The 15,361-nt window shown below is 71.3% G+C and carries 12 protein-coding genes; 4 read left to right on the top strand and 8 right to left on the bottom strand.

Annotated features, from left to right (window positions below):
• Nucleotides 1-11: 11 nt before the first annotated feature.
• The 4 genes from J2Y70_RS12120 to J2Y70_RS12105 form a co-directional block, all read right to left on the bottom strand.
• Complete coding sequence (locus J2Y70_RS12120; RefSeq protein WP_309917662.1) at nucleotides 12-1,013, bottom strand: xanthine dehydrogenase family protein subunit M; 1,002 nt, start codon at nucleotides 1,011-1,013, stop codon at nucleotides 12-14.
• Nucleotides 1,000-1,842: a 2Fe-2S iron-sulfur cluster-binding protein gene (locus J2Y70_RS12115; RefSeq protein ID WP_309917659.1), complete on the bottom strand. Its 843-nt coding sequence runs from the start codon at nucleotides 1,840-1,842 to the stop codon at nucleotides 1,000-1,002. The genes J2Y70_RS12120 and J2Y70_RS12115 overlap by 14 nt, the downstream gene beginning before the upstream one ends.
• Before the next feature lie 323 nt (nucleotides 1,843-2,165).
• Nucleotides 2,166-4,556 (bottom strand): TonB-dependent receptor, encoded by a 2,391-nt coding sequence (locus J2Y70_RS12110; RefSeq protein WP_309917656.1) that lies wholly within the window; start codon nucleotides 4,554-4,556, stop codon nucleotides 2,166-2,168.
• 474 nt (nucleotides 4,557-5,030) lie between these two features.
• On the bottom strand, nucleotides 5,031-7,097 hold the full coding sequence (locus tag J2Y70_RS12105) for a TonB-dependent receptor (protein ID WP_309917653.1): 2,067 nt from the start codon (nucleotides 7,095-7,097) through the stop codon (nucleotides 5,031-5,033).
• Nucleotides 7,098-7,263: 166 nt separating this feature from the next.
• On the opposite strand from J2Y70_RS12105, the gene J2Y70_RS12100 reads away from it, so the two are divergent.
• Both J2Y70_RS12100 and J2Y70_RS12095 read left to right on the top strand, forming a co-directional pair.
• Nucleotides 7,264-7,677, top strand: a complete 414-nt coding sequence (locus tag J2Y70_RS12100; RefSeq protein WP_263395109.1) for a MerC domain-containing protein — start codon at nucleotides 7,264-7,266, stop codon at nucleotides 7,675-7,677.
• Between the two features lie 109 nt (nucleotides 7,678-7,786).
• Nucleotides 7,787-7,972: a 30S ribosomal protein THX gene (locus J2Y70_RS12095; RefSeq protein WP_263395108.1), complete on the top strand. Its 186-nt coding sequence runs from the start codon at nucleotides 7,787-7,789 to the stop codon at nucleotides 7,970-7,972.
• Between the two features lie 102 nt (nucleotides 7,973-8,074).
• Here J2Y70_RS12095 and J2Y70_RS12090 read toward each other — a convergent pair whose 3' ends face one another.
• The 4 genes from J2Y70_RS12090 to J2Y70_RS12075 all read right to left on the bottom strand — a co-directional run bounded on the left by J2Y70_RS12090 (nucleotide 8,075) and on the right by J2Y70_RS12075 (nucleotide 13,669).
• Nucleotides 8,075-9,472, bottom strand: a complete 1,398-nt coding sequence (locus J2Y70_RS12090) for a chloride channel protein (RefSeq protein ID WP_309917647.1) — start codon at nucleotides 9,470-9,472, stop codon at nucleotides 8,075-8,077.
• 451 nt (nucleotides 9,473-9,923) lie between these two features.
• A complete protein-coding gene (locus tag J2Y70_RS12085; RefSeq protein WP_309917644.1) occupies nucleotides 9,924-11,198 on the bottom strand; it encodes an ectonucleotide pyrophosphatase/phosphodiesterase in 1,275 nt (424 codons plus the stop codon).
• A gap of 478 nt (nucleotides 11,199-11,676) precedes the next feature.
• The gene (locus J2Y70_RS12080) at nucleotides 11,677-12,201 is read right to left on the bottom strand and encodes a methylated-DNA--[protein]-cysteine S-methyltransferase (protein ID WP_309917641.1); all 525 of its coding nucleotides are present in this window, start codon (nucleotides 12,199-12,201) and stop codon (nucleotides 11,677-11,679) included.
• Nucleotides 12,194-13,669 (bottom strand): AlkA N-terminal domain-containing protein, encoded by a 1,476-nt coding sequence (locus J2Y70_RS12075; RefSeq protein WP_309917638.1) that lies wholly within the window; start codon nucleotides 13,667-13,669, stop codon nucleotides 12,194-12,196. The genes J2Y70_RS12080 and J2Y70_RS12075 overlap by 8 nt, the downstream gene beginning before the upstream one ends.
• 232 nt (nucleotides 13,670-13,901) lie before the next feature.
• On the opposite strand from J2Y70_RS12075, the gene J2Y70_RS12070 reads away from it, so the two are divergent.
• Nucleotides 13,902-14,972: a hypothetical protein gene (locus J2Y70_RS12070; RefSeq protein WP_309917753.1), complete on the top strand. Its 1,071-nt coding sequence runs from the start codon at nucleotides 13,902-13,904 to the stop codon at nucleotides 14,970-14,972.
• 97 nt (nucleotides 14,973-15,069) lie between these two features.
• The gene (locus tag J2Y70_RS12065; protein WP_263395103.1) at nucleotides 15,070-15,330 is read left to right on the top strand and encodes a hypothetical protein; all 261 of its coding nucleotides are present in this window, start codon (nucleotides 15,070-15,072) and stop codon (nucleotides 15,328-15,330) included.
• Nucleotides 15,331-15,361 lie beyond the last annotated feature (31 nt).

The raw sequence follows: 15,361 nt of genomic DNA, 5'->3' as shown, positions 1-15,361 counted from the left end.
CGGTTCGGTGCTCACGCGGCATCGCTGCCGCTGGCGCGGTGCAGGGCGCGGATCATCGCGTGCGTGCCCATCGGCACCTTGTAGGCGTTGTGCGCCAGCGGGCGCGCGGCGGCCATCTCGGCCTGCGCGGCGGCGGCGAAGGCCGCTTCGCCGATGCGCTGTCCGACCAGTGCGCGTTCGGCGGCGCGCGCGCGCCATGGTTTGTGCGCCACCCCGCCCATCGCGATGCGCGCCTCGCGGATGCGCCCATCCGGCTCCAGCGCCAGCGCCGCGGCCACCGAGACCAGCGCGAACGCGTAGCTGGCACGGTCGCGCACCTTCAGGTAGTGGCTGTGCGCGGCGAAGCGCTGCGCCGGCAGGACGATCGCCTCGATCAGTTCGCCATGTGCCAGCTGGTTGTCCAGGTCGGCGCGCGCGTCGGGCAGCAGGTGGAAGTCGGCGAAGGGGATCTCGCGGCGCGCGCCGGCCGGCGTGCGCACCTGCACCGTGGCGTCGAGCGCGGCCAGCGCTACGCACATGTCCGAGGGATGCACCGCCACGCAGTGCTCGCTGTGGCCAAAGATCGCATGGGTGCGGTTGAGTCCTTCGCGCGCGCCGCAGCCGCTGCCGGGGCTGCGCTTGTTGCAGGGCAGGGCGGTGTCGTAGAAATAGCCGCAGCGCGTGCGTTGCAGCAGGTTGCCGCCGTTGGTGGCCATGTTGCGCAGCTGCATCGTCGCCCCGGCCAGGATCGCCTGGCTCAGCAGCGGATAGCGCTGGCGCACCAGCGGGTGGTTGGCGGTGTGGGTGTTGTTGGCCAGCGCACCCAGGCGCAGGCCGCCGTCGGCGGTTTCGGCGATCTCGGCCAGACCTTTGAGCCGGGTCAGGTCGACGATCTCGTCGGCGCCGGTCACGCCTTCCTTCATCAGGTCGAGCAGGTTGGTGCCGCCGCCGAGGAAGCGCGCGTTCGGATTGGCGGCGACGCGGCGCACCGCGTCCTCGGCGGAACTGGCGCGCTGGTACTTAAACGGCGTCATCGGCCACCTCCTTCGCCATCTTCAGCGCGGTCAGTTCGGACTGGTCGACGTAGCGCCAGGTCAGCGCACGCGGCGCGCCGCCGCTGTGCACGTCCTGGATCGCGGCGACCATCTTCGGATAGGCGCCGCAGCGGCACAGGTTGCCGCTCATGCGTTCGCGCACTTCCGCATCGGTGAGGTCGGTCACCGGCTGGCTGACGTCGGCACTGACGTGGCTGGCGTCGCCGCGTTTGATCTCGTTGAGTAGCGCCACCGCCGAGCAGATCTGCCCGGGCGTGCAGTAGCCGCACTGGAAGCCGTCGTGCTGCACGAACGCGGCCTGCATCGGATGCAGCCGCTCGCCGTCGGCCAGGCCCTCGATGGTGGTGATCTGCGCGTCCTCGGCCTGCGCGGCCAGGGTCAGGCAGGACAGCCGCCGCTCGCCGTCGACGATCACCGTGCAGGCGCCGCACTGGCCGTGGTCGCAGCCCTTCTTGGTGCCGGTCAACGCCAGGTGCTCGCGCAGCGCGTCCAGCAGCGTGGTGCGCGGGTCCAGCCGCAGCGCATGGCGCTGGCCGTTGACCTGCAGCACGACCGGCAGCACGACCGGCAGCGCGTTCTGCGGCGGCGGCACGTTCGCCGGTGCGGCGAAGGCGGCCTCGCTGAAGGCGATCTGGCCGCCGGCGCCGCTCAGCCCGGCGGCCGACAGCAGGGCGATGAATTCGCGCCGCGACAGGCCGTTGATGCCGAGCCGTCGCGCGAGCGCCGCCTCGTCGTCGCTGAGCGGCGCATCGGGCGGCAGCTCGGCGGCGTCGGGCGCGACCTTGGGGGGATGGGGGTCGTGCTGCATCGGTCTCTCCTGCCTGGGGCCACCGCCTTGTCGCAGCGCGCGTGGCGCAACGGAAGGGACGGTGCGACCTGGGGTGGGCGGTGTCGTCGCGACACCGGTGCATGGACGCGCGACGGCGCCATGTCGAAGCATCGCAGCGGTGTTGCGAAGAGATTGCGAAGGGAGGGGTTCGGTGGAGCCGGGATTCGGGAGTCGGGAGTCGGGAGTCGCAAGGGCGCAGCATCGCGTTCTGTAGGAGCGGCTTCGGCCGCGACAGGCGCTACGGATAGGGTCTGTCGCGGCTGAAGCCGCTCCTACAAGGTCTCTGCGCAGATGTTCGCGCGCTACCAGCGATACGCCACCGATACCTGGTACTGGCGGCCGGCGATCGGGCGGCCCATGAACACGCCGCCGGTGGCCGCGCCGGGCACGCGCACGTTGCCTTCGGTCAGGCCCAGTTCGTCGGTCACGTTGCTGCCGCTGGCGGTGAACTCCCAGTGGTCGCCGGCATGCAGGCTGGCGCCGACGTCGATCATGTCGTACGAGGGCAGGCGCTGGCTGTTGGCCAGGTCGGCGAAGCGCTCGCCGACGTAGGAGTAGGTGGCGAACAGGCGCAGGTCGCCGAACGGCAGCGCCCAGTAGTAGCTCGGGGTCAGCCGGAACTGGCGCTTGGGCTGGCGCATCACCTGGTTGCCGGTGAACTCGCGGTAGTTGCGGTATTTGGCGTCCAGCCACACCCCGGTGCCGGCCAGCTCGAAGCCGCCGAACGGACGGATCGCGCCTTCCACTTCCAGCCCGTAGGCGCGCGAATCGCCGACCGTGGTGAAGTTGCTGCCGTTGGACAGGAACGCTTGGAACGGCGAGTTCTTGAAGGTGTTGTAGAACGCGGTCAGGTACAGGTCGTAGGCGGTCGCGCCGGACTTCAGGCCCAACTCGTACTGGTCGACCTCCTGCACCTTGGTCTGCCCGTCGCGCAGGTTGTCGAAGCCGGGGAACTTGACCCCGGAGTTGACCCGCGCGAACAGGCTGTTGTGCTCGTCGAGCTTGAAGTTCAGGCCCGCGGTCCACGACAGCGCGTCGTCGTCCTGGTCGATGCGCCGCGCGCTCGGCAGCGAGATCGAGGTGGCGTTGTCGTACAGCGTGGCCGGATTGCCGTCCAGGTCCACGGTGGCGGTGTCGTGCACCGTGCCGGTGACGCTCTGGCGCTCGTAACGCACGCCCAGGTCCAGGCGCAGGCGCTCGTCCAGCTCCCATTCGTCGGCCACGAACACGGCGGTGTTCTCGCCGTCGTAGTGCGCGCGCAGGGCGAAGAAGGCGGTGCTGGTGAAGCCCTCGCGGGTCGGCTGGCGGCCGTCGGCCAGGTCCACGTCGATGCGCCGTGCGTGGTTCTGCGCGGTCAGCAGCATGGTGTTGCCGAGGTACCAGGTGTCGTTGGAGGAATACTTGGCGTAGTAGCTGCCCACGGTCAGCGTGTTGCCGGCGAACAGTTCGCGGCTCAGGCGCAGATCGTTGGTGAAGGAGTTCAGGCGCTTGTCCACCGACCACCAGCCGGCTTCCAGCACCTGCTGGTCCGGATCGACCGCGCCGCCGCCGTTGGTGTAGCGGGCGCTGCCGGCGCTGCCGTAGCCGGCGATGAAATCGCCCAGGCGCTGCGGCGCATCGCCGGTGAACAGCGCATAGGTCGGCGCGGTGCCGCCCATCACGTTGAAGCGGTCGGCGATGGTCCAGTCGCCGACCTGCCAGTTCAGTTCGCCGCCGAACACGTCGATGTTGACGCCGCGGCCATCGGCCAGGTCGCGCTGCACGGTCTCGCCGTTCGGGCCGACCGGCAGGCTGACGTTGCGGAAGTCGTTGCTGAGCAGGGTGCCGGTCTGCGCGTTGAGGCCGGGGAAGCTGGACAGGTCGCCGCCGTTGTTGCGCGAGCGCAGCGGGATCGCGGTGTAGAAGGCGTTGTTGTCGTCGGTGTGGCGGGCGTAGAACGACACCTCGCCGCTGTCCCAGCGCTTGCTCAGCGTGGCGCTGAACTGGCCGCCCTTGTCGGCGGAGAACTGCGGGTCGCGCACGCCGTCGGTCTCGCGGAAGAAACCGCCGATGCTGTAGTACCAGCCGTTGCCCATCGGCCCGCTGTTGAACAGGTCGATGCGGCGCAGGGCGTCACTGCCGCCGGTCAGGCGCACGCTGCCTTCCGGCTCGTCCTGGCCCTTCTTCTGGATGAAGTTGGCGGTGATGCCGGCCTGGCCGTTGGAGAAGATCGGGCTGGAACCGCCGCGCAGCACTTCCAGGCGCTCGACGGTGTCGTCGGTGCGGAACAGCGTGGAGTTCTCCAGGAACGACAGCGTCGGCGGCGGGAACAGCGGCGCGCCGTCGAGCTGGAAGGTGACGAACGGCGCATCGCCTTCCGACGGCATGCCGCGCACGAAGATGTTGGCGCCGGTGCCGCCGCCGCTGGGTTCGGCCCACACGCCCGGCACGATCTTCAGCAGGTCGGCGCTGCTCTGCGGCACCGCCTGCTGGATCTGTTCGGGCGTGGCGGTGGTGATCGAGAAGCTGGCGTCGCGCTTGCGCAGGCCCTTGAAGCGCGCGGTGCCGCTGACCACGACGGTATCCAGGGTGGTGGCGTCGGCTTGCGCGGTGGACGCGGCCGGCGTGTCGGCGGTCTGCGCCCAGGCCGGCGGCGCGAGCAGGACGGCGGCGACGGACAGCGGCAGCAGGCGGCGGTGCAATGCAGGTTTCATGAAGAATCTCTCCTTTCTTCATCCGGAACGGTGTGCCGGCGCTCGCGATCCGCGTGCGTTGCACGGCGGCGTGGGTCGGCCGGCACGGCGCGAGCGGGGGCTGCGCGCCGCGCTCTTTGTAACGCCGTTGCGCGCGCAGGCCATTGTGCAGCGCGGTATCGGGTTCGATTGCGTGATGGGCTGCGCAGGCTGGCGCCGTCGCCGCAGGGCGCGTGCAACGCGATCCGCAATTCGCGATGCCGTGTCGTGGCGCCGCTTTGGCGGCCCTGGTCAGCGTTGGCGGCGGGCTGCCGGTGCCGCATATCGCAACCGATCACGCGAGGCCGCCGGACGCGTTCCGCAGCGCGGTGGCCGCGCATCGTTGCGATGGTTGGGTTGGATTGGGCGTGGCTGCAAGCGTCGGCCTGCCCTGCTGCCGCCAAAAAAGAGGCCGCCCGAAGGCGGCCTCCACTGACGCGGGGGAGAGGAGCCGCGTCAGAAGAACAGGCGCACACCGAAGGAGGCGTTGCGGCCGGGCAGCATCACGTCGTCCTTCAGGAACGAGGTGTGCACGCGCGCGTCCTGGTCGGTGAGGTTGTTGCCGTCCAGGAACACTTCCCACGCGGTGGCGCCGGCATCGACGTGATAGGCCAGGTGCGCATCGACCAGCGTGTAGCCGGCGGTCGGGGTCTCGTCGACCGCCACCTTGTCCTGCTTCTGGTAGCGGGTGGCGCCGAGCGAGGCGCGCCAGTTGCTGGCGTCCCAGCGCAGCTGCGCGCCGTAGCGCGCCGGCGCGATGCGCGGCAGGTTGCCGCCGTCCTTCAGCCGCGCGCGCACGGTGTCGCCGAACACGCGCAGGTCCCAGGCGCCGCTGTCGTTGTCGGCCAGGTGGAAGGTGGCCTCGCCCTCGAAGCCGTGGAATACCGCATCGGCCTGGGTCCACTGGCGGATCGGCAGGAAGTCGTTGTCTTCCTCGTGGAACCACTGCTCGCCGGTGTCGACGATGTAAATGAAGTCGTTGTAGCGGTTGTAGTACGCCGAGACCTTGGCATCCACCCAGTCGTTCTTGAAGTTCAGCCCCAGCTCGGCCTGGTTGGCCTTCTCGGTCTTGAGGTCGGCGTCGCCGATCTCGTAGGCGAGGGTGGCGATGTGCGGGCCGTCGGCGAACAGCTCTTCCTCGGCCGGCGCGCGCTCGGCGTGGTCGAGGTTGGCGGTCAGGCGCCACTGTTCGTTGAAGCGGAAGCCGCCGCTGAGCGAGAAGCTCTTCGGGGTGAAATCGCGGTCCACGCCGATCTCGGTTTCGTACTTGGTCTTGTCCACGCGCGCGCCGACCTCGGCGCTGACCCGTTCCCAGTTGTTGCGGGCCACGGCGAACACGCCGATGGCGCGGGTGTCGGTCTTCGGCACGAACGCTTCCTCGCCGATCGCCTGGAAGGTGGAATCGGTGCCCTGCACGCCGAACGCGGTCTGCCAGCCGCCGCCGAAGGTGAAGGACGCCTCGACGCGGCCCTCGTTGGCGCGCTTGTCGAACACCGTGCCCACTTCCGCGCCTTCGAACTCGGTATGGGTGTAGTCGGTATGGCCGAAGCTGTAGCGCAGCGCGCTGCCGTCGCCCCACGGATCGGTCAGCCCGCCTTTGAGTTCGTAGCGGTCCTGGTGCAGGCGCAGCGACACGCCGCGCTCGCCGGCGGCCGGATCGCCGGGCTCGCCCGGGTTGCCGTAGTTGTCGCGGAAGCGCGAGGCCGACACGCCGACGAAGCCCCAGTCGCCGGCCAGCGAGGCGCCGATCGAGCCGACCTTGGAATCGAGGAAGGAATTGACCTGGCGCCCCTGCGGGGTGTCGTAGTCGTTCTGGTTGCGGTACACGCCGTCGGCATGGATCGACAGGCCGCTGCCGTTGCCGGCGTCGACGCGGAACATGTCGGTGTTGCCGTCCTTGTCGCCGCCCTCGAAACGCACCTCGGCGCGGCCGTGCACGCCGTCGACCGGGGTCTCGGCGATGCGCCCATCGACCACGTTGACCACGCCGCCGATCGCGCCGGAGCCGTACAGCAGGGTGGACGGCCCCTTCAGCACTTCGATCTGGTCGGCCAGGAACGATTCCACCGCCGGCGAATGGTCCTGGCTGACGGTGGACACGTCCTGGGTCGACAGGCCGTCGCTGAGCACCGCCACGCGCGGGCCGTCCAGGCCGCGGATGATCGGCCGGCCGACGCCGGGGCCGAAGTTGGAACTCTGCACGCCCGGCAGGCTGGCCACGGTCTCGCCGATGCTGGCGCCGCGGTTCTCGTCCAGGCGCTCGCCGGCCAGGACCTCCACCGGCTGGCTCAGGTCGCCGACCACATCGCGCAGCGGGCTGGCGGTGACCACCACCGCGTCCAGGTCCTTCACGTGGCGGTCGTGCTTGCCGCCGTCGGCGTGGCGGCTGTCGCTGGCCGGCGGCGTGGCGTCGGTGTCGGCGGCGGGCGCATCGGCGGCCAGGGCCAGGACCGGGGCGAGCAGGCTGCCCAGGGCCAGGGACAGTGCGGTGCGACGGAGCGAGCGGGGGCGGGAGCAGGACATTAGGTATACCGAGTAGGGGAAAAGGCATTGCCTGGCGAGCACGGGCGCTCGCGTTCGCCGCACAGGGGCGGCGACAGGCACGAAAATGCGGAAGCATGGCGACGCTGGTCGCCGGCCGGGTAATGTTATATTATTCTATAACGCAATCACCACTGTGCTGGAAGTCATGTCGCCTACCTCCAATCTGCGCGCCTTGCTCGATCGCCTCGGCGCCACCGGTTCGCTGCTGTGCGCGGTGCATTGCGCGCTATTGCCGCTGGCGCTGGCGGTGCTGCCGTCGCTGGGCCTGTCGGTGTGGCTGGGCGATGGCGTGGAGCGCACGCTGGTGCTGTTCGTGACCTGCCTGGGCCTGTTCAGCCTGGTCCTGGGCTACCGCCGGCACCGTGCCTGGCAGGCGTTGGGGCTGCTGCTGGTCGGCCTGCTGTCGCTGTGGGCCGGCATGCTGGTGCCGGCGCTGCACCACGCGGTGGCGCCGCATGCGGCGATCATGACCTTCGGCGGCACGCTGGTCGGGCTTTCGCACCTGCTCAACCTGCGGCTCAACCACGGCCACGTGCACGACGCCAGCTGCGCCCACTGAGCGCACGTGGTAGGCTTGCCGGCCTTGCGCGAGGGCGCTGACCGCGTTGGCCTCGCCAAACCCGTGCACCGCGCGGGGATTTCGCACACACATTCAGGAGTCGATGAGCATGGGTAAGGGTGACCGCAAGACCGCCAAGGGCAAGCGCTATAACGCCAGTTATGGCAATTCGCGCTTGCACAACGTGAGCAAGGTGGCCGTTGGCGCAGCTGCGCCGGTCGCCAAGAAGTCGGTGGTCAAGACCCCGGCGGCGAAGAAGGCAGTGGCCAAGAAGACGGTCGCTAAGGCCGGCTGAGCCTCGGCTCCAGCGGTACGAGAAGAACGCGGCGCTTGCGCCGCGTTTTTTTTGCCTGCGCGATGGACGCGACCGCGTCGCGCGGCGCGGTGCGTTGCGCGCTCAGCGCGGCGGATCGTCCTCGCCCGGGTCGCCGGCCAGGTCGGTGGTCAGGGGCGTTGGTTCTGGTGCGGGTTCGGCCACGGCCGGCGCCGCCAGCAACTGCTCGGCCAGGCCGCGATAGATCGGCGTGCGGCAGACCAGCGCCGAAGCGCCGCGCGCGATCAGCACCGTGGCCAGGATCGGCAGCAGCATGTCGCTGCTGTCGGTGAGTTCCAGCGAGATCACCGCCGAGGTCAGCGGCGCCTGGGTGACGCCGGTCAGGTAGGCGCACATGCCGAGCAGCACGAAGGTGCGCGGGTCCACGTCCGGCATCAGCACCGCCAGGTTGTGGCCCAGGCCGGCGCCGACCGCCAGCGCCGGCGAGAACAGCCCGCCGGGGATGCCGGCCACGTACGACGCCAGGTTCGCCAGCAGCTTCATCAGCCCGAATTCGTGGCCGACGCTGGCGTGGCCCTGCACCAGGCTGCGCGCCTGTTCGTAGCCGGTGCCGAACGCGCCGGCGCCGAACGCCAGGCCCAGCGCGACCAGCGCCAGGCCGCACAGCGCGGCCAGCAGCACCGGGTGGCGGCGGCGCAGCGCGCCCAGCCAGCGCGGCTTGCCGGCGACGGTGGCCAGCACCATGCGGCTGAACGCGCCGCCGAGCAGGCCGGCGACCACGCCGCACAGTACGATCGCCAGCCACGCCCGGCCCAGCGGCAGCGCCGCCGACACCTTGCCGAAATAGGTGTAGTTGCCGAGCAGGCCCAGCGAGATCACGCCGCCGACGATCACCGCGGTCAGCAGCGTGCCGGAGAAGCGGTGCTCGAAGCGCCCACTCAGCTCCTCGATCGCGAACACCACCCCGGCCAGCGGCGTGTTGAACGCCGCGGCGATGCCGGCGGCGCCGCCGGCGAGCAGGAAATGCGAGGCCTGGCGCGGATCGCGGAAGCCGAACCAGCGCCCGAGCACGTACATCAGGCTGGCGCCGACGTGCACGGTCGGCCCTTCGCGCCCGACCGAGGCACCGCCGAGCAGGGCCAGCGTGGTCAGCAGCAGCTTGCCGGCGGACACGCGCAGCGACAGGTTGTCCTGCCGGAACGCATCGTCGGGCCGCTCCAGCGCGGCGATCACCTGCGGGATGCCGCTGCCGCGGGTGGGACGCAGCACGCCGTTGGTCAGCCAGGCGAGCAGCGCGAACACGCTCGGCGTGAGCAGCAGCGCCCACCACGGCGAGTGCGCGATGATGCGCTGGAACAGGTGGAAGGCCGCGTCGCTGGCCTTGGCGAACACGATCGCGACCAGCGCGACCGCGACCGCGCCGCCCCACAGCACCGCACGCTGTTTCCAGCTCTCGTGCGAGAGCAGCGGGTGCAGGCGTTGGCGCATGCGCGGCGGTGGCACGGGATCGGGCGACTGCATGTGCGGATTGTCGCATGCGTCGATGGCGCGGGCTCGCGCTGCATCCATCCGTCATGCCCGACACGGTTCGCATGCGGCGCGACGGCTGGGGCCGCGTCCTCGCATGTCGGTGCAGACGTCCACCCGGGCGCAGCGAAAAGTGGCGTGACGGCGCAGCGCGGCCTTGGAAGCAGTTTGCGCGTGCTTGCCCGCCGACGGCGGCACGGCCGCAGTGCGATGGGCCGCGCTCTGCCCGCAGCGCCGATCGCGCGCGATGCGCAATGCGGTCGTGACGGCGCGATGGCACCGCTTCCGTCTGCACATGGCCAACCATGCCGGGGGATGTCGCTCGCCGCTGCCACGCTACGTCCCGCCGTCGCGGTAGCGACGGCACCCGGCAGCGCATGTTGCAGGCACGCGAGGCTGTATCCGGTTATCCGGATTCCAACAAGCCGTGTCGCGACCGCTGTACTCAGCGCAACGCCGGCAGCAGCGCCTGCGGGTCGCCGTCGTTGGCTGCGGCGGGAATTCCCAGCAGTCTGGTCAGCAGCGGATACACATCGACGTTGTCGAACGGCGCCAGCGTCGCGCCCTGGCGGAATGCCGGACCGCGGGCGATGAACGCCGCGCGCATCGATGGCAGCGCCGGATCGTAGCCGTGCGAACCGCGCAGGCCGGTGCGCGGTTTCTCCGCGGCGCGCTCGGCCGGCAGCGCGTCCCAGCCCTCGTGCATCTGGCACACGATCGGCGGGACGCGCGGATGGCTGCCGTAGTGCCAGCGCGCCGGCAACTCGGCCTTGCGCCAGCAGTCGTACTGCGGATGCGCGCCGAGCAGCCTGGCCTCGACCTTGGCCTCCTGGCCAGGCCGCGGCGCGATGCCGATCGACTGGCCATAGCTGACCACCTCGGCCTCCTGCATCGACACCATGTCCTCGATGATGACCACCTGTTGCGCCGGCACCGTCGCCATGCCGTGGTCGGACACCACCACCAGGTTGGTGCGCTGCAGCTGCCCGCGCTGCGCCAGACCGTCGAGCAGGCGGCCGATCGCGGCGTCGACCTGCTCGATCGCCTGCGCGTACTGCGCCGATTGCGGGCCGAAGTCGTGGCCGGCCCCGTCGACCTGTTCGAAGTACAGGGTCAGCAGCTGCGGATGTGGCGCGTGGCGATCGTCGAGCCAGCCCAGCGCCTGGTCGACCCGCGCGTTTGGCGCGACCTGTTCGTCGAAGGCGTGGCCGCGGCTCGGGCGCACCCCCTGGATCGTCGCCTCGCCGCCCGGCCAGGCCCAATTCGCCGCGGGCAGGCCGGCCTTCTCGGCGCCGACCCAGATCGGTTCGCCGCCCCACCAGCGGCCGTCGCCGACCGCGTCGCGGTCGCTGACCCGGAACGTGCCCAGTAGCGGGTCGCGCATGCTGTTGTGGACGATGCCGTGGTGGTCCGGGCGCAGCCCGGTGACGAGGGTGTAGTGGTTGGGAAAGGTCAGCGACGGATACGACGGCGTCATCCATTGCGCGCGCACGCCCTCGCGGGCCAGCCGGCTCAGGTTCGGCGTGATACCGCGATCGAGCATGTCCGCGCGCAGGCCGTCGATCGAGATCAGCACCAGCAATGGCCGCTGTGTCGCCGCGCTGGACGCGGCCTGCGGCGCGCCGGCCGCGGTGCCGGGAGAGGAGGAGGGGGTGGAGGCGCAAGCGCCGAGCAGCAGCGCCGCGCAGGCGCTTGCCAGTCGTAGGGCGAGGGAAGTCATCGGCGCATGATAAAGCGCGCGCGGTGACGCGGCGAAGACATGCGCGGCGGACACGGATGGTTGCGCACGCACTGCGGCGCACGTCGTCAAGCATCGGGCGCAGGTGGTGAAGCGCCGTCGCTCTGGCGACTGACCGCTTTAGCCCCTCTCCCCCCGGGAGAGGGGTTGGGGTGAGGGTACGTCGGCACGGATAGCCTGGCGCACCCGAACATCCAAGGCTTCGCCGTACCCTCATCCGCCCCTTCGGGGCACCTTCTCCCGAGGGGAGAAGGGAGTGGCCAGCGTGCGCGGCGAGGTCGCTGACGATGCCGGCGTGGCGAGGCTGCTTTAGCCCCTCTCCCCCCGGGAGAGGGGTTGGGGTGAGGGTACGTCGGCATGGATAGCTTGGCGCACCCGAACATCCAAGGCTTCGCCGTACCCTCATCCGCCCCTGCGGGGCACCTTCTCCCGGCGGGAGAAGGGATGCCAGCGCTGGCATTCAGTCGAACAGCGGCGCCGTCGCGCCGTGCGCCGCTGTCGCCCCGCGCCGCTCCAGCGCCAGCAGTGCGGCCTTGGTCGGCAGGCCGCCGCCGAAGCCGGTCAGGGTGCCGTTGGCGCCGATCACGCGGTGGCACGGCAGCACGATCGGCAGCGGGTTGCGGCCGTTGGCGGCGCCGACCGCGCGTACCGCGCGCGGCTGCGCGATGTGCTGCGCCAGCTGCGCGTAGCTCCAGGTCGCGCCGAACGGGATGTCGGCCAGCGCCTGCCACACGCGGCACTGGAAGGCGGTGCCGCGCGGCGCCAGCGGCAGGTCGAACGTATCGCGCTCGCCGGCGAAATAGGCCAGCAGCTGTTCGCGCGCCTCGCGCACCGGCGCCGCGTCGCGGATCCAGTCGGCGCGGCCGCGCGCGTCGTAGCGGTTTTCCGGGAACAGGATGTGGCGCACGCCGTCGTCGCCGACGGCCACGGTCAGTTCGCCGATCGGGGTGGCGAAGGCGTCGTAGTACAGGCGGTGCTCAGTCATGGGAAGTCTCCTCGGGTGGATCGCCGGCCAGGTGCCAAAGCTGCAGGACGGCGTAGGCGCGCCATGGCCGCCAGGCCTGCGCGCGGGCCTCGGTGGCGCGTTCGCTCAGGCGCGCGCCGTCGGCGCCGAGCACGCGTTGCAGGACCAGGTCGCCGGCCGGGAATGCGTCGGGCTGGCCGAGCGCGCGCAGGGCGATGTAGTGCGCGGTCCAGGCGCCGATGCCGGGCAGGGCGGTGGCGCGTTCGACGAACTCGGACAGGCGCTGGCCGGCACGGAAATGCAGGCGTCCGGCCACCACCGCCGCGGCCAGCGCGCGGAGCGTGGCGGCGCGCGACCGCGGCAGGCCGATCGCTTCCAGCGGCGCGTCCAGCAGGTCCTGCGGCGCCGGGAACGCGCGGTCCAGGCCGGGCGCCTGGCCGGGCCGGTGCGCACCGTGGCGCTCGACCAGGCGCGCGGCCAGGGTCGCCGCGCCGGCCACGCTGACCTGCTGGCCCAGCACCGCGCGCACCGCCACCTCGAAGCCGTCCCAGCCGCCGGGCACGCGCAGTCCCGGGCGCCGCGCGATCGCGCGCGCCAGCAGCGGTTCGGCGGCCAGCGTGGCGTGCACCGCGCGCAGGTCGGCGTCCAGGTCGAAGATGCGGCGCACCCGACGCACGATGTCCGGGATCGCGCGCGGGTCGGCCGCGGCGATGCGCAGGCGCAGTTCATGGCGCTGCGGATCGGCCTCGACCCGGATCCGGGTCGAGGCCTCGAGCGGGCCGAGCACGCGCTCGTAGCTGGCTTCGCCGATGCGCTCGATGCCGGGGATCGCGCGCTTGCGCAGGAACGCCAGCATGGCCGGGAAATCCAGCGGCGGGCGGTAGCCCAGGCGCAGCACCAGATCGCCGCCCGGCACCTCGGCGCGCTGCTTGCGGATCGCCGACGGCGGCATGCCGCAGCCTTCCAGGAACGCGGCGTTGAAGCGGCGCAGGCTGTTGAAGCCGGCCGCCAGCGCCACCTGGGTGATCGGTAGCGCGGTCTCGGTCAGCAACTGCTTGGCCAGCAGCAGGCGCCGCGTCGCGTGCACCGCGACCGGCGTGGCGCCGAGCTGGGCGACGAACACCCGCTGCAACTGGCGCGCGCTGAGCCCGACGTCGCTGGCGAGGCGTTCGACGCCGGCGTCCTGCAGCGCGCCCTCGGCGATGAGCGCCAGCGCGCGCCGCACCGATTCCTCGCCCAGATGCTGCTGCGCTTCCGGCGACAGCTCCGGCCGGCAGCGCAGGCACGGCCGATAGCCGGCCGCGGCCGCGGCGGCGGCGCTGGGGTAGTAGCGCACGTTGCTGCGCTTGGGCGCCGGTGCCGGGCATACCGGCCGGCAATAGATGCCGGTGCTGCGCACCGCGGTGAAGAACACGCCGTCGAAGCGCGCGTCGCGGGCCTGGCGGGCGCGGTCGTAGAGGGCGTGGTCGGTGGTCGCTGCGTAGATCATGGCGCCAGTCTAGTCCGCCCCGGCGGAGCGGACTGGCCGTTTTCGGACATGGATGGTCGGCATGGATGCGGCGGCCACGCCTGCGCCGCGACCGCAGGCAGCGGCGGTTTAGGCGCAGTTGGGAAGCGGATGCGCATCGGCACTAGACTAGGACCGCGCGCTCCCGGGTGCGCCGTCTCTCCACTGCGGATCCCGTCGCTTGCCTTTCCCGTCCAAAACCTGGTGGTTGTCGCTGTGCTGCGCTGGCCTGTTGTCGTGCCAGCAGGGCGCGCCGTCCGCCGGCAGGACCGTGGCCGACAGCCCGCCCGGCGACGGCGAACACATGGTCTCGGTCGGCGCACCGCCGCCCCCGCCCGTGCGGGCGCCCGCCGCCACGCCCAAGCCCGACGCGGCCAAGCCCGATGTCGCCAAGCCCGACGGCGGCGCCTGGGACGAGGCGGCCCTGGAGAACGGCGAAGCCTTCGTCAGTTGCGACACCGACTACGCGGCCGATGCCGGCGACGGCGAGCCGCTGGCCGGGCTGGACCGGCCGACGCTCGAGACGGCGCTGGCGCCATGCCGCGAGCGCGGCCTGCTGCGGGTGCGCTACGAAGGCAAGATCAACGCCGGCTTCGCCGCCATGGTGCAGCGCCTGGCCGAGGTCGCCACCCACGCGGGCATCGGCAAGCGCGTGCTGGACCTGGATTCCAGCGGCGGCCAGGTCGAGGCCGCGATCCGCGCCGGCGACGCGATCGGCGAATCCGGCTGGACCATCTGGGTGCGCGAAGGCTCGATCTGCCACAGCGCCTGCGTGTTCGTGCTCGCCGCCGGCGACAACCGGCTGATCTCCGGCAAGGTCGGCATCCACCGCATGATGCGGATCAGTTCCACCGCGACCTCGCGCGCCGAGCTCAACCGCGAGTTGCAGGAGGTCTACGGCAACGTCAAGGACTACCTGGAGCGCAACGGCGTGGCGGTGTCGGTGGCCGACCTGATGATGACCGTGCCCAACCGCAGCCTGCGCCTGCTCAGCAACGACGAACTCAAGCAGTACGGACTGGACGGGACCAACGCGGTGCAGGACGACCTGGAGCGGATCAAGCAGCTGCGCAAGTGCGGCGACGACTTCCTGCGCCGCAAGGACGCGTTCCTGATCGCGTTCGACCACGAGTGCAAGGCCAAGGGCGTGGACCTGGAGACGTTGACTGCCTGCGGCCAGGCCCTCAAGCAGCGCTTCGGCTTTCCCGACCAGGCCTGCCCGGCGGAGAGCCCGCTGTCGGAAATCGACGTGGCCACGCTGCCGCTGGCCTCGCCCGGCGCCTGAACGCCGGCTGCGCCGGCGCGCCGCTGCGCTGCGGTGTTCACGCCCCCGGCACCGCGGCGGCGCTAGCGTCCGCGCCATCCACTTCGGGAGCGTGCAGATGGCGGTCGGAACCAAGCTGATGGTGCGGCTGTATCTGCCGCCGGCGTTGCTGGTATTGGGCGGTTTCCTGGTCGCCGAACTGCTGCTGCACTTCGCCAGCGGCGCGTATGCGCAGCCGCTGGCGCGCACCGCCTCGCTGCTGAGCCTGGCCGGCCTGCTGGGCGGTACCGGCTGGGCGCTGTGGGCGAGCTGGCGCGCTTGGCACCGGCAGCGCTATGCGGTGCCGGTCAGCGCGGCGGCGCCGGGCGAGGAGCCGTGAGCGCCCCTGCGCCGGCGCGCGCGGCCGGCGT

Source organism: Xanthomonas sp. 1678 (assembly GCF_031455575.1).
In the GTDB taxonomy this organism is placed as follows: domain Bacteria; phylum Pseudomonadota; class Gammaproteobacteria; order Xanthomonadales; family Xanthomonadaceae; genus Xanthomonas_A.
This window is presented reverse-complemented; position numbering and strand designations above follow the sequence as displayed.